This window comes from Ethanoligenens harbinense YUAN-3, from assembly GCF_000178115.2.
Lineage (GTDB): Bacteria > Bacillota > Clostridia > Oscillospirales > Ethanoligenentaceae > Ethanoligenens > Ethanoligenens harbinense.
This window is the reverse complement of the sequence record NC_014828.1, coordinates 774,274-788,726: the sequence shown is the minus strand read 5'-3', so window position 1 is coordinate 788,726 and position 14,453 is coordinate 774,274. Positions and strand designations below refer to the sequence as shown.

Here is a 14,453-nt window from a genome sequence, read left to right as displayed (position 1 = left end):
CGCCATCTACGTATTCTGACATATTTTTGAGTCAACGAGAGGAAACCGTCATGTTGTATAAGCGCCTGCTTGCCGGCTGCTTGGCCATCCTGTTCTGCCTGTCCGCCGTTTCGTGCGGCAAACCGACACACACCGCGTCCGGTTCCAAAACGGCATCACCAAGTTCTTCCGTCTCTTCCGGCACTTCTTCCGCATCCGGCGGCTCGGACACAGGCGCGTCTTCCCAACCCGCGCCGTCCGGCACCGACAGCTCGGCATCCGCGGCACAGCCGGCCTCGTCTGCTCCTCGGGTCACCGTAACGGTTACCATCCCCGAAGGGTTCTCGGTACCGCAGATTGCAGAACGGCTGCAGGCAAACGGCGTTTGCAGCGAGACGGATTTCCTTTCCGCCGTCAACAAATACCCTTTCACCGAGGCCAGTCTGGGCGCCATCCCGTACGATTCCTCCAAAATGTGCTTCCGGCTGGAAGGCTACCTGTTCCCCGACACCTATCAATTCTACCAGAACATGAAGGCACAGGATGCCATCGGCAAAATGCTCGCCAACGCCGACAGCCGAATCGTAGGCAAATACAGTTTTCAAACCGTCATTCTTGCCTCCATCATTGAAAAGGAGATCCCGGACCCCACCGGCATGAAAAACGTTTCCTCCGTTTTCCATAACCGTCTGAACGACACCAAGCAGTTCCCTTATCTCGGTTCGGACGCCACCGTGAAATATCTCACAACGTATATCCACGGCGTGGATACGGCAATGGGCTCCGATCTGGTCGATACATACAAATATTATTACAACACCGACAACCGCGTACACGGCCTGCCTGCCGGCCCCATATGCAACCCCGGCCTACAGGCGCTGGACGCCGCGACCAACCCCGCAAACACCAATTATCTCTATTTTGCCTCGGACGCGGGAGGAAACTACACCTTTTCGGCCACGCCCATCCCCGGCGCAGGTTCCTGACCGTTCTTCTCTGCTCAAGAGCGGGATGCCGTTTATCGGCATCCCGCTCTTTTTGCGTGTGCTTGTTTTCAACCGGGCAGCCGGAGAATTTTTTGCAGTCCGGCTCCCGTTTTCATGCAATTCCCGGAAACAAGTTGTAACATTTCTGAAATTTTCATATACTGTAACGTTCACAACATCTCTAGAGGTTTCATGAAACAGGGGAGGGTCCTATGGATTTCAACCAATTGCTCGAGGAAGACCGCGCCAACCGGGAAAAGCGGCACTTTGAGGGGACTTTACTGGATTATTTGCATATAGTCGAGAAAAATCCGGACGTGGCAAAGCTGGCGCACAAACGGATGTATGACATCATCGTGGGCAAGGGCGTCGAAACCATCAAGCCAGAAGAAAACAACCGTGTCAAAAAGCTCTACGGCAACGAGAGTGTAAAACGCTATGCCTTTTTCAAAAACGATTTTTTCGGCATCGACAAAACCATCATGAAAATCGTGGACTATTTTTACTCCGCTTCCATGCAGGGTGAAGAATCCCGGCAGGTACTCTATCTGGTCGGGCCGGTCGGCTCCGGCAAATCTTCGCTGGTGGAGGCGCTCAAGCGGGCGCTGGAATCCAGCGAGCCGATCTACGCGCTAAAAGGCTGCCCCATGCGGGAGGACCCGCTGCACCTTATTCCCAAGCATCGGCGTGAACAATTTGAAGAACTGCTGGGCGTAAAGATCGAAGGGGACCTCTGCCCGGTCTGCCGCTACCGGCTCAAGGAAGAATACCACGGCGAATACGAGCGCTTCCCGGTGGTGACGACGGACTTCTCCATCCGGGCGCGCAAGGGCGTCGGCGTGGTGCCGCCGGTAGACCCGAACAACCAAGACACTTCGGTGCTGACCGGCAGTGTGGACATTTCAAAACTCGACCTCTATGCCGAGGATGACCCGCGCGCCCTCTCGCTCAACGGCGCGTTCAACGTGGGCAACCGCGGCATCGTCGAATTCATCGAGGTGTTCAAGAACGACGTGGAATACCTGCACACCCTCATCACGGCCACGCAGGAAAAATCCATCCCATCGCCGGGCAAAGGTTCGATGATCTACTTTGACGGCATCATCCTCGCGCACTCCAACGAATCCGAGTGGAACCGCTTCAAATCCGACCACACCAACGAAGCCATCCTCGACCGTATCGTCCGGGTGGAGGTACCCTATTGCCTGGAACTGAACGAAGAATCCAAAATCTATGAGAAGATTTTGAAAAAAAGCCGCTTCCGCGCCCACATCGCGCCGCACACCATCGAAGTCGCGTCCATGTTCGCCATCCTCACCCGCCTGACTCCCTCGGCCAAGGTGGACCCCCTGACCAAGCTGAAGATCTACAACGGCGAGGAGATCGTGGAAAAAGGCACCACCATGCGCATCGACATCAGCGAACTGCGCGAGGAGGCCGGCCAGCGTGAAGGCCTTTCCGGCGTATCCACACGGTTCATCATCAAGGCGATCGACAATGCGCTCTCCACTTCCGAAAACGGCTGCATCAACCCGCTCGGCGTGATGGAAAGCATCATCAAATCGGTGAAAGACCTGGAGATCAGCGAAGACGATAAAAAGCGCTACCTCACCCTGATGCAGGACACCGTGCGCAAGGAATATCACAAGATGTTAGAAAAAGAGATCACCAAGGCGTTCATCCACAGCTTCCGGGACCAAGCGGAAAGCCTGTTCAACAACTACCTTGACCACGCCGAAGCCTATGTCAACAAAACCAAGATCAAGGATGCGTCCACGGGCGAGATCCTTGACCCGGACGAAAAATTCTTGCGTTCCATCGAGGAGCATATCGGCATTTCGGAAAGCTCGGCCAAAGGATTTCGGCAAGACGTCACCTCGTATATGTTTTACCTGATGCGCAAGGGGGAAACCATCACCTACACCTGCTACGAGCCGCTGAAAGACGCCATCGAAAAGAAGCTGACCCAGTCTGTCCGGGAACTTTCACGCATCATCACAAAAGCAAAAATACGCGACAACGAGCAGGATAAGAAATACAACGCCATGGTGGAACAACTGAAAGCCAACGGCTACTGCGACCAGTGCTGCGATGTTATCCTAAAATACGCCGCGAACAATTTGTGGAAGGACTGAGGGATATGGCTATATTCCGAGAGTCCGACCCGTTCCATCACGACCGCGCGGCCGAAGACCGGCGCAGGCACCGCCAGCTGGTCGAAGACTCCATCAAGAAAAACCTGCCCGACATTCTCTCGGAGGAAGCCATCATCGGGCAGAGCAAGAACCGCAAGGTCAAGATTCCTATCCGAGGCCTGAAGGAATATACGTTCATCTACGGCCGCAACAACGGCAACGGCGTGGGCAGCGGCACCGGCAGCGAAAAACGCGGCGACAAGCTCGGCGGCGACCAGGCCGGCCCGGGCAAAAACGGCGGCAAGGCCGGCAACGAGGACGGCGAGGACATCTACGAAACGGAGCTGACCATCGAGGAGATTATCGATTACCTGTTCGAGGATCTGCATCTCCCCTTCCTCGACCGCAAGCGTCTCTCGGAGGTCTGGACCGAGCACGCGCGCAAAAAATCCGGCTACCAGCGCAAAGGCATTCCGCCAAGACTCGCAAAAAAGCGCTCGGTCATTGAAAAGCTCAAACGCAAACAGGGCATGAAGCGTGCGCTCGCAGCCCAGGGTATCCAGAAAAAAATCACACGCTTTCCATTCAAGGAAGACGACATCAAATACTACCGCATACACGTCACCAAAAAGCGGGAATCCAACGCCGTTGTCTTCTGCATCATGGATGCGTCCGGCTCGATGGACCAAACGAAAAAATATCTGGCCCGCTCATTCTATTTTCTGATGGTACGGTTCGTCAAGCTGCGGTACCTGCATGTGGACGTGGTGTTCATCGCGCACTCCACCGTGGCCAAGGAAGTGAGCGAAACGGAATTTTTCCACAAGGTGGAATCGGGCGGCACCTACCTTTCCAGCGGCTGCAAACTGGCACTGAACCTCATTGAACAGCGGTACAACCCGGATTTCTGGAACATCTACGTCTTCCACGCGAGCGACGGAGACAACTGGACGGACGACAACGAACGCGCCGTAAACGCGGTGCAGGCGCTATGCGACATCGCCAACCTGTTCGGGTATATCGAGATCACACCCGGTTCGTATGAGAGCGCCATCCGCAGGCTCTACACCTCCCGCATCCAGTCGCGCAATTTTGCCGTCGGCCGCATCACGCAGAAAGAAGACGTCTGGCCCGTGTTCAAAAACGTGCTCAAGTCAGACCGGAAAGAAGGCGGATAACGTTGGCATATACGCTGGACGACCTGGAAAACTGGAATGAAAAGATCGAAGCGCTTTCCCGCACCGCAGGGCTGGATTATTACCCCCAGGAGTTCGAGCTGGTGGATTACAACGAGATGATCGGCTACGAAGCCTATACCGGCATGCCCTCGCGCTACCCGCACTGGAGCTTCGGCAAGTCCTACGAAAAGATCAAAACGCTCTACCGGTACAACCTCTCCGGTCTGCCGTATGAAATGGTCATCAACTCCGACCCCTGCATCGCCTACCTCATCCGGGACAACACGCTCCTGCTCCAGATTCTGACCATGGCGCATGTGTACGGGCACAACGACTTTTTCAAGAACAACCGCCTGTTCAAAGAAGGCACCGACGCCAGCCGCACACTGGAGTCGTTCCGCAGCCATGCCGCCATGATCCGCAGCTATATCAACGACCCCGGCATCGGCTATGCCAAAGTGGAGGAAATGCTCAACGCCGCGCATTCAGTCAAGCTGCAAATCGGCCGCACCGCGGGCGAAAAGCGCAAAAGCGATGCCGAACGCCGCCAGGAACGCATCGACCAATACAACCGGCGGAGCGAATCCCGCAGCCTGCTGGAGCCGCACACGCCCGCCCTTCCTCCGGAACTGGAAAAGATTCCGCTCGAGCCGGAAGACGACCTGTTGGCGTTCATCATGGCGCATGGGGATCTGGAGGACTGGCAGCAGACCATTCTGGGCGCCGTGCGGGAAGAAGCCGCCTATTTTTTGCCCCAGATTGAGACCAAGATCCTCAACGAGGGCTGGGCCAGCTATTGGCACTATACCACCCTCGGCCGTCTGGACCTGCCGCCCGCCCTGCACCTGGAATTCATCAAACGGCACAACGATGTGGTCCGGCCAATTCCCGGCGGCCTCAATCCGTATTTCCTGGGGTTTGAGATGCTGCGTGACATCGCGGCCCGTTATGGGGAAGAAAAAATCTTCGAAGTGCGCGCGCTGGAACGCGACGCGTCGTTCATCCGCAAATATCTCACAAGAGAGCTCTGCGAAAAGCTCCATCTATTTAAATATGCCAAGCAGGCATCCGATTACTTCGTGGAGGAGATTGCCGACGAGGCCGGCTGGAAAAAGATCCGCGACACGCTGGCGGACACCACCGGCATGGGCACGGTCCCGTATATCCGGGTGATCGAAATGTCCCGCCGGGACAAGACCCTCACACTGGAGCATGTCTACGACGGGCGGGAACTGGACGCCGGATACACGGAAGAAACATTGAAATACCTCTACGATCTCTGGAAGCACCCCGTGGTGCTTCACACCAGGCACCACAACAGCAACCGCCTCATCCGCTGTGAGGATCGGTGCATCCGGTACTGACACGGAACGCCGCTGTTCCCCGCCGTCCTGCGCGGCCGCCGCCGCGCAGGACGGCTTTTGCATTGCGGCGCATTTTCCGGAAACTTCCACCTACTGGTACCGGTCAAATTTACATATTATCTATACAATCGCCCCGGGCATCTGGTATACTGCTGCATGAACACACAGGATTCGACAGGATCTTTTATGATCCAAAGGCAGGGCAGATACCGATGCGCATCAAACGAATCGTTTTTCAGATCGGCATTGTCTTTGCGGCGGTGCTGGTCGCCGCCGCAACAGGCATCTTCACGGTGCTGTATTCGCCGTTTTTTACCACCTACCGCGATCTGTTCGTCACCTCGGCGATGACTTCCCTCAACCACCAGTATCTCGCAAAGCTCTTTTTCAGCGCCAAGGACATCGACGCCATCATGAAGAGCAACCAGGTGAAAACCTCCAGCGAGAACACCGATATCGCGGCCATCCAGGTGGCGGACACCCAGAGCGAGAGCACCAATACCATCCAGTCGGTCGATATCAGCGGGAATGGTTATGTAGGCCATCTGCTTATCATAAGCGACCCGACCAAAGTGCATGTGGCCTATTCCAACCAACTGGGCACCAAGGGTGAAAAGCTCAAAACCGTCATGGCGTCCGACGCTGACCTGGCCGCCGGCGTCAATGCGGGCGGCTTTGAAAACGACCAGAGCACGGGCGGCGTGCCGCTGGGCTGTATCATCGCGAATGGAAAGCTTGTTTATGGGGACATGGGCACCAGCTACAGCATGGTCGCCCTCACCGACACCGGCGTGCTCACACTGGGCAGCTTTACGCCGAAAGAAGCTCTCGCTCAGGGCATCACCGAGGCTGTCACGTTCAAACCATTCCTCATCGTCAACGGACAAGCCATGATCAGCTCGGGCAACGGCGGGTGGGGTATCGCGCCGCGCACCGCCATCGGGCAGACCAAAGACGGCAAGATCCTCTTGCTGGTCATCGACGGCAGACAGCCGGGCTACAGTGTGGGAGCAACGCTGAAGGACGTGCAGGACATCATGCAGCAATACGGTGCCTACAATGCCGCCAACCTGGACGGCGGTGCCTCCACCGTGATGTATTATAACGGGCAGTTGATGAACAAGCCCAGCGGCGGCGACGGGGAACGTTACCTGCCTTCCATGTTCGTTGTGGAAAAATGAGGACCCCCCCTCTTGTGCAAAGTTTCACCCGGCTTTCACAAACCCATCACAAAGCCGGGCTATTCTGAAAAAGTCCATGCGGAAAGATTCACCGGCGCGTCATGTTCTCTTCACATGAGCGGGCTATACTCTTTACAGGTGGCCGGGTTGTACCCTTCGCGGCTCCTCCGGCGTCTTTTCCTCCGCTACGACCGAACAAACCAATCCGTCACAAGAGGTGTTGCAGCAATATGACTATCATTCGAAAACACGGGGACAAGTTGGCGCTGGCGGCCATTTTGGCGCTGGCGGCATTTCTCTCCGTCTGGGGCATCTGGAACCAGGGCTACAGCAACGAATTTTACGCGGCCGCAGTCAAAAGCATGACCCTGAGCTGGAAAAATTTCTTTTTCGTCTCACTCGATCCGGGTGGATGGGTAACGGTTGATAAACCGCCGGTTTCCTTATGGATACAGACGGCATCTGCCAAGCTCTTCGGTTTCCACGGCTGGAGCATTATCCTGCCGCAATGTCTGGCGGCCGTGGGCACAGTGGCCGTCATCCATCATGTGGTGCGGCGCCGGTTCGGCAAAGCCGCCGGGCTGATTTCGGCACTCGTACTTGCACTCTCCCCCATCTTCATCGTCGTGAGCAAAACCAACAACACCGACTCCATCCTCATCTTCTTCATGGCGCTGGCCACGTGGGCACTGCTGACCGCTGCGGACAAGGGCAAACTGCGCTATCTGCTCCTCTCTGCGGTGTTGCTGGGCATCGCCTACAACGCCAAAACGCTTGAGGCGTTCCTCATCCTGCCCGCCATGTTTTTGGCGTATCTGCTCACAACCAACATCAAATGGAAGAAACGCATCCTGCATCTTGTGGCGGCTGCGGTGGTGCTCGCGGTAGTCTCCCTCTCCTGGTCGGCAATCGTGGACCTCACGCCCGCAAGCGAGCGGCCGTATGTGGACAACAGTACCACCAACTCCGAACTGGAACTGGCGCTGGGCTATAACGGCATCCAGCGCATCACCGGGCAAACCAGCGGCAACGGAGGCGCCGGCGGCGACCGGATGCAGGCACCACAAGGCGGCACCGGGGAATCGTCTGCCGGCGGCTCCACAGCGGCTGGAAACACCACCCCGCCGTCCACCAACGGCGGTAGCTTCAGCGGCGGATCCGGCGGTGGCTCCGGCAACGGCGGCGGCTTCAGCGGCGCACCCGGCGGCGGCTCCGGCAACGGGAATGGCGCACCCGGCGGCAATGCCGGCGAATGGGGCGGCAATTTCGGCGGCGGTGAAAACAGCGGGTTCAGCCGCGGAAACTTTGGAGGCGAAAGCACGCCTGGCGGAACCTTCGGCGGAGGCAACAGCATGTTCAACGGCGGCGGCAGCGCCAGTATTCTCCGCATGTTCAACTCCACCATCGGCGGGCAGGACAGCTGGCTCCTCCCATTCGGGTTCTTTGCTATCCTGGCTTTGATCCTCCGCATGCGTAAATCCATGGGAGAGGATGCGGACACCCGCCGGAAGCTGCTGCGCCATACGCTCCTGTGGGGCGTTTCACTTCTCATCATGTTCGGCTATTTCAGCGTGTCCAGTTTCTTCCATCCATACTATATTTCCGTCATGTGCCCGGTGCTTGCCGCGCTGGTGGGCATCGGCGCTGTGGAAATGTGGAAGCTCTATAAAACCAAAGGCGTTGTTTCTTTCCTGCTGCCCGTGGCGTCCGCCGTCACACTGGCCGTGCAGATCGCCATGCTAACATACTATCCAACCTACGCCAAAGTGCTCATCCCGCTGGTGCTCGTGTTTGTGGGCATTCCCACCGCTGTGCTGTTCGTCGCCAAAGCATTCAAAAAGGAGCAAATCGGCAAACTCGGCATGGCGGCCGTCAGCGGTATCACGCTTGCGGGGCTGCTCCTTACACCTGCGGTCTGGACCATTTCGTCCGTGGTCACCAACAGCTTCAGTTCCTCCATCCCATCCGCCGGACCCACGGCAAGCGAAGGCAACAGCAGCCGCGGCGGCTTTGGCGGCACACAGATGGGTCAAGGCGGCGCACAAATGGGCCAAGGCAGTACTGGTGGAGCTGGATTTGGCGGCAGCGGCAAGAGCAGCGGAAACTCCGAAAGCAGTTCCAGCAGCAAGCTGATCTCTTTCCTTCTGCAAAACAACACCGGTGAAAAATGGCTGATTGCCGTGCCGTCCGCCTCGGAAGCAGAATCCATCATCCTCGCCACCGGAAAACCGGTCATGGCCATCGGCGGGTTCAGCGGGAACGACAATACCCTCTCCGTTTCCAAACTGCAACAGATGGTCAAGGCGGGCGAAATCAAATACTTTATGGTCGGCGGCAGAGGCGGCAGTTCTTCCAGCGAGCTAACCGCATGGGTCGAAGCAAACGGCACCAAAGTCGATACAAGCGAATATAGCGACAGCACATCCTCTTCCTCCGACGCCGGCTCGTTTACGCGTATGGGCGACAGCTCCGGCACCCTCTATGATCTCTCTGCATACAAGAACAAATGATTTTTCCTTTGCTGCAAACCGAAAAAAAATCCCCGGCGGATATCCGCCGGGGATTTTTTTCGCGATTGTAATGAATCAGCTGTTGAGTGTTTTGCCGATCTTTTCGAGGTAGTCTTCCACATTGCTCTTGATAACGGTAACCTTCGGGCCATAAATGACCTGGATACCATTGCCGCTCTTAATGATGCCAGCGGCACCGGACTGTTTGAGGACGCTGTCCTCCACCTTGGAAGCATCCTCGACTGTCACACGCAGGCGAGTGGCGCAGCTGTCCAGATTGGAGATGTTTTCGGGCCCGCCCAAGCCATCCACAATCAGGATGGAGACTTCATCGTCTTTGCTACCGGCCGCAGTGGAAGCAGCCGTGCCACCTGCTTTTTTCGCTTCCACATCTTTACGGGTGTAAAGCTTGGTCTCTTCATCATCGTCCTCACGGCCCGGCGTTTTCAGCTGCCATTTGAGGATGAGGAAGCGGAAGAGGAAGAAGTAGATCACAAAGTAGGCCACGCCAACGACAAGTACCCACGGCCAACTGGTTTTGTTCGCGCCTTGCAGCACACCAAACAGGATAAAGTCGATGACACCGCCGGAGAACGTCATGCCAATGCCGACGCCCAGAATGTGCATAATCATGTAGGAAGCGCCTGCCAGAATGCAGTGGATACCGTAGAGGACCGGTGCGACGAACAGGAAGGTGAACTCGATCGGCTCGGTGATGCCTGTGAGGAACGAGGTCAGAGCTGCGGAGAGCAACAGACCGCCCACCGCTTTTTTCTTGCTGTCTTTTGCGGTGACATACATAGCCAGCGCAGCGCCAGGCAGACCAAACATCATCAGCGGGAATTTACCGGACATAAAGCGGGTGGCGCTCACGCTGAAGTGCTGTGTCCAGTTCGGATCGGCCAGTTCCGCGAAGAAGATGTTCTGCGCGCCCTGAATCAGTTTGCCGTTGATGACCATGGAGCCGCCCACACCGGTCTGCCAGAACGGCAGGTAGAAGATGTGGTGCAGGCCGAACGGGATGAGCGCGCGCTCGATGATGCCGTAGATCCAGGTACCGATGTAACCGGAACCGAGCACCGCACCGCCCAGTGCATAGATGCCGTTCTGGATGATCGGCCAGAGGAAGAACATGACCACACCCACGCCGATGTATACGACCGTGGAGATGATGGGCACAAAACGCACACCACCGAAGAACGAAAGCACATCGTGCAGCTTGATTTTATAGAACCGGTTGTGCAGGGCCGCGACACCGAGGCCCACGATGATGCCGCCGAACACGCCCATCTGCAGTGTTGTGATGCCAAGCACCGGTGCGATGGCACCCGCATGCACGGTCTTGTCCAACACTTTACCCGTGCTGTCGATTTTGCCGAAAATCTGGAGCATGGTGTTGATAGTCTGGTTCATGACTAAGAACGCGATGCCGCCAGCCAGCGCGGCGGTGCCTTTTTCTTTTTCAGCCATGCCGAGCGCCACGCCCATGGCAAAGAGCAGCGCCAGGTTGCTGAAGATAATATTGCCGGTGTTGGCCATCAAGGTGAAGATGACGTTGCCGACCGTGCCCGGGCCAAGAACTCCCAACAGATGATAGGCCGTCAGGGTCGTCGTGTTGCTGAACGAAGAACCGATACCGAGCAGCAGACCTGCAACCGGCAGAAGTGCGATCGGCAGCATGAAGGAACGCCCGACACGCTGCAGAACCCCAAAAGCTCCGCTTTTGTTCATGAGTATTTTCCTCCTCAAAACAAATGATGTATACGGCACGGAAATGATTTTCCGTGTGCCACCGCACTTCGATGGCAACAGATTACAAAATTGATTATCTATTGAATAAAATCCATTTTAAGGTTAAAAAAGGGCGACAGGGAGCGCGGCTTCTCCGCTTTTAACGCGCATCCCTGCACTACGGGCAAACCCTGCCTTTTCCATCTCACATGGATCTATTCACTTATGAAAGCCGATCCGCCTTACACAGCCCGCAGAACATCCGGCACGCTGAAAGGCACACCGTTAGACCTGGTAGGTAAGAACCACCGTTTCACCGGCTTTGGTGTCGCCAAGCGTTGTTTCCATAGACTTGACCGCATCACTGTTGGTAATGATGATAGGGGTATAGGCCGGGAAGCCTTTTTCCTTCAGCAGGGCAAGGTCAACTTCCGCCAGCTTGTCGCCCGCTTTGACCTGGTCGCCCACTTTGACGAATGCCTTGAATCCTTCGCCTTTGAGCTCCACGGTGTTGATGCCGATGTGCACAAGGATATCCAGCCCGTCTTTGGTGTGGATTCCATAGGCATGGAGGGAATCGAGCACTTCTACGATTTCACCTTCCACCGGAGACACCACGGTGCCCTCGCTCGGCAGGATGGCAACGCCGTCGCCCAGCATTTTTTGGGCAAACGCTTCGTCCGGCACATCACTCAGCGCAACAGCCTTGCCGGTCTGGGTGGCAACCACCCGGGCGGGTTCGCTTTTCTTGCGGCCAAAATGAAACATGATGCAAAATCCTTTCTTTCAAGAAAGATGGTACATTCGGATGGATTCATGTAAAAATTGTAAATACAGAAAAGTTTGCGATCCGCATTATGGCGTATTCGTCTGGCGCAAGCGCTCCAGATCCAGAATCAGGAAATCAATAGCATCTTCGTCGAGCGACAGCTTACAGGATTTTTCAATGCAACGGCAGATTTCATCCGTTTGCGCTTTCGCGGCATACAGGCGCTGCATAACCACCGCAGGAAAGGGAAACTGCAAATGGATTCCATGCCGCACGGTATCGAGTATATCGAACAACGCCTGCAGGAACACGCGCCGACTGTTCGTATTGCCTATCTGCTCGCGCTCCAGCAGTTCCATGACCTCTTTGTAAAGCTGCACCGACCGCATTGATCGGTCAATCTGCCCTGTTTTGCCTGCCGAATGAAGATGCAAGGCAATGAACCCGATTTCCGCCTCGCCTACATTCACATGCAGACGCGACTGAATCATTTGGGCCGCCGTGGTAGCCACTTCGTACTCGCGTGTATACAGGACGGCGGTCTCGTGAATAAACGGGTTTTCAATTGGCAGACCGAAACGCAGACGGTCAACAGCAAACTGAATATGGTCAAGCAACGCGTCATACAGTTTGGGGTTTTCCACATCCAACTGCGCTTTGGCCAGTTCCACCACATCGCGAACCACTTCTTCCACTGCCACGCGGTCTGCCTGCAGCGGCCCGATGTCTTTTTCGCCCGCCCAGAGTTTGAATATCTGCCGGTTCGCACCGTCATCGGACACGATGTCGCCCGGTCTCCGGCCAAAACCGATCCCTTTGGACATCAGAACGATCTGCTCATTGGTTTTTTCATCGCATGCCAGCACAACATTATTGTTCATAGCGGTGACCACGCGATAATCCATGAAACTCAGCCCTCGATTGATTTCAGAATGTCGTCTTTCACTTTGCCGACATCCGCCTCGCGGACTTTAGCGCGCACTTCCAGCACTTTGGACGGCGACACCGACAGTTCATCCACACCCATGGAAAGGAAGGTTTCCGTCAGCGTGGGGTCTGCACCGAGCTCGCCGCAGATGCCCACCCAGGTACCATGCTTGTGGCCGTTTTCCACCACGCGCTTGATAAGGCGCAGGATGGCTTTATGATGCGGATCGTAGAAATTCTCCAGTTCCTGGTTCTGCCGGTCGACCGCCAGTGTGTACTGGGTGAGGTCGTTGGTGCCGATGCTGAAGAAGTCCACTTCTTTGGCCAGGTCGTCGCTGATAACGGCGGCGGCCGGGGTCTCGATCATAATGCCAAGCTCCACATCGTCCGCAAACGTGACGTTTTCGGCCTTGAGCTCCGCTTTGACTTCCTCGACAATCTTTTTGATCTTCTGGACTTCCTCCACCGAGATGATCATGGGGAACATGATGCCCAGCTTGCCATAGGTCGAAGCGCGGAACAGTGCGCGCAACTGGGTTTTGAACACATCCGGACGCTGCAGGCAAATGCGGATGGCACGGAAGCCCATCGCCGGGTTCTCCTCTTTGGGGAGTTCGAAATAATCCACCTGCTTGTCGGCGCCGATGTCCAGCGTGCGGATGATGACCAGCTTGCCTTTCATGGCTTCGAGCACCGTTTTATAGGCCTCAAACTGCTCTTCCTCGGTGGGATAGTCGGCACTGTCCAGATACAAAAACTCGCTCCGGAACAGGCCGATGCCGCCCGCATCGTTTTCGAGCACATAGTCCAGATCGGGCACATGGCCGATATTGGCGTAAACGCGCACCGTCTGCCCGTCTTTGGTGATATTTTCCTTGCCCTTGAGCTGCTCGAGCATTTCCAGATGCCGGAGGTGCTGCTCACGCAGCTTGGTCATCTGCTCCACGGTAGTGGCGTCCGGCTCAAGGTAAACCGTGCCGGAGAACCCGTCCACGATCGCGTCTTTGCCGGTGCAGCTCTCATCCACTTGGCCGTCGAGATGGATGACCGCCGGAATGCTCATGGTGCGGGCGAGGATGGCGGTGTGGGAGTTGGTGGAGCCCTGCAAGAGCGCAAAGCCCAGCAGTTGGTCTTTATCGAGCTGCACCGTTTCGCTCGGCATCAGATCATCCGCCACTACGATGACCGGTTCATCGGTCTGAAGCAGCCTGTCGTCGCCTTTGGAGAGCAACATGGAAATCAGTCGTTCGGAAACGTCGCGCACGTCGGTCGCCCGGCCGCGCAGATACTCATTTTCCATAGCAGCAAACATCTCCGCAAAGCGATCCGCCGTCTGCCCCACCGCGAATTCAGCATTCACGCGTTCTTTCGTGATGATGTCAACCACGGTATCTTCATAGTCAAGGTCTTCCAGCATCATCTGGTGGGCTTCGAAAATCGCCGCTTCGTGCTCACCGGCCTCGTTGAGCGCTTTTTCATAGAGCGCCTTTAGGCTGTCGAGCGCACGCTGTTTGGCATTGTGGTAACGCGCGATCTCCGCTTCCACATCGTCAATGTGGCGGCGTGTAAGCGTCAGTTCCGTGCGTTTGTAAAAATACAGTTTGCCGAACACGATGCCGCCGGAAATCCCTTTGCCTTTTAATATTTCCATTGTTTCCCCCTGCTAGTCACACATGATGTATAAATGCGGCAA

Annotated in this window: 10 protein-coding genes; 6 read left to right on the top strand and 4 right to left on the bottom strand. The window is 56.1% G+C overall.

Annotated features, from left to right (window positions below):
- The first annotated feature begins 50 nt into the window (after positions 1 to 50).
- The 6 genes from mltG to ETHHA_RS03680 all read left to right on the top strand — a co-directional run bounded on the left by mltG (position 51) and on the right by ETHHA_RS03680 (position 9,333).
- Positions 51 to 965: an endolytic transglycosylase MltG gene (gene mltG / locus ETHHA_RS03705; protein ID WP_013484668.1), complete on the top strand. Its 915-nt coding sequence runs from the start codon at positions 51 to 53 to the stop codon at positions 963 to 965.
- Between the two features lie 212 nt (positions 966 to 1,177).
- Positions 1,178 to 3,100 carry a PrkA family serine protein kinase gene (locus tag ETHHA_RS03700; RefSeq protein ID WP_013484667.1) on the top strand — a complete coding sequence of 641 codons (1,923 nt, stop codon included), beginning with the start codon at positions 1,178 to 1,180 and terminating at the stop codon, positions 3,098 to 3,100.
- Positions 3,101 to 3,105: 5 nt separating this feature from the next.
- Positions 3,106 to 4,278 (top strand): sporulation protein YhbH, encoded by a 1,173-nt coding sequence (gene yhbH, locus ETHHA_RS03695; protein ID WP_013484666.1) that lies wholly within the window; start codon positions 3,106 to 3,108, stop codon positions 4,276 to 4,278.
- A gap of 2 nt (positions 4,279 to 4,280) precedes the next feature.
- A complete protein-coding gene (locus tag ETHHA_RS03690) occupies positions 4,281 to 5,642 on the top strand; it encodes a SpoVR family protein (RefSeq protein ID WP_013484665.1) in 1,362 nt (453 codons plus the stop codon).
- Between the two features lie 212 nt (positions 5,643 to 5,854).
- Entirely contained in the window at positions 5,855 to 6,823 is a 969-nt protein-coding gene (locus ETHHA_RS03685; RefSeq protein WP_013484664.1) for a phosphodiester glycosidase family protein, read from the top strand.
- 230 nt (positions 6,824 to 7,053) lie between these two features.
- The gene (locus tag ETHHA_RS03680) at positions 7,054 to 9,333 is read left to right on the top strand and encodes a glycosyltransferase family 39 protein (RefSeq protein ID WP_013484663.1); all 2,280 of its coding nucleotides are present in this window, start codon (positions 7,054 to 7,056) and stop codon (positions 9,331 to 9,333) included.
- 75 nt (positions 9,334 to 9,408) lie between these two features.
- On the opposite strand, the gene ETHHA_RS03675 is transcribed toward ETHHA_RS03680, so the two are convergent.
- From ETHHA_RS03675 to ptsP, 4 genes are all read right to left on the bottom strand, one after another.
- Complete coding sequence (locus tag ETHHA_RS03675; protein WP_013484662.1) at positions 9,409 to 11,064, bottom strand: PTS transporter subunit EIIC; 1,656 nt, start codon at positions 11,062 to 11,064, stop codon at positions 9,409 to 9,411.
- Between the two features lie 285 nt (positions 11,065 to 11,349).
- The gene (locus ETHHA_RS03670) at positions 11,350 to 11,832 is read right to left on the bottom strand and encodes a PTS sugar transporter subunit IIA (RefSeq protein ID WP_013484661.1); all 483 of its coding nucleotides are present in this window, start codon (positions 11,830 to 11,832) and stop codon (positions 11,350 to 11,352) included.
- 87 nt (positions 11,833 to 11,919) lie between these two features.
- Positions 11,920 to 12,738: a PRD domain-containing protein gene (locus ETHHA_RS03665; protein ID WP_013484660.1), complete on the bottom strand. Its 819-nt coding sequence runs from the start codon at positions 12,736 to 12,738 to the stop codon at positions 11,920 to 11,922.
- A 5-nt stretch (positions 12,739 to 12,743) separates the two neighbouring features.
- Positions 12,744 to 14,411 (bottom strand): phosphoenolpyruvate--protein phosphotransferase, encoded by a 1,668-nt coding sequence (gene ptsP / locus ETHHA_RS03660; RefSeq protein WP_013484659.1) that lies wholly within the window; start codon positions 14,409 to 14,411, stop codon positions 12,744 to 12,746.
- Positions 14,412 to 14,453: the final 42 nt, after the last annotated feature.

Bases quoted from the DNA above. Each gene is read 5' to 3' on its own strand.
- mltG (WP_013484668.1), top strand. From the start codon at position 51: ATGTTGTATAAGCGCCTGCTTGCCGGCTGCTTGGCCATCCTGTTCTGC.
- ETHHA_RS03700 (WP_013484667.1), top strand. From the start codon at position 1,178: ATGGATTTCAACCAATTGCTCGAGGAAGACCGCGCCAACCGGGAAAAG.
- yhbH (WP_013484666.1), top strand. From the start codon at position 3,106: ATGGCTATATTCCGAGAGTCCGACCCGTTCCATCACGACCGCGCGGCC.
- ETHHA_RS03685 (WP_013484664.1), top strand. From the start codon at position 5,855: ATGCGCATCAAACGAATCGTTTTTCAGATCGGCATTGTCTTTGCGGCG.
- ETHHA_RS03680 (WP_013484663.1), top strand. From the start codon at position 7,054: ATGACTATCATTCGAAAACACGGGGACAAGTTGGCGCTGGCGGCCATT.
- ETHHA_RS03675 (WP_013484662.1), bottom strand. From the start codon at position 11,064: ATGAACAAAAGCGGAGCTTTTGGGGTTCTGCAGCGTGTCGGGCGTTCC.
- ETHHA_RS03670 (WP_013484661.1), bottom strand. From the start codon at position 11,832: ATGTTTCATTTTGGCCGCAAGAAAAGCGAACCCGCCCGGGTGGTTGCC.
- ETHHA_RS03665 (WP_013484660.1), bottom strand. From the start codon at position 12,738: ATGGATTATCGCGTGGTCACCGCTATGAACAATAATGTTGTGCTGGCA.
- ptsP (WP_013484659.1), bottom strand. From the start codon at position 14,411: ATGGAAATATTAAAAGGCAAAGGGATTTCCGGCGGCATCGTGTTCGGC.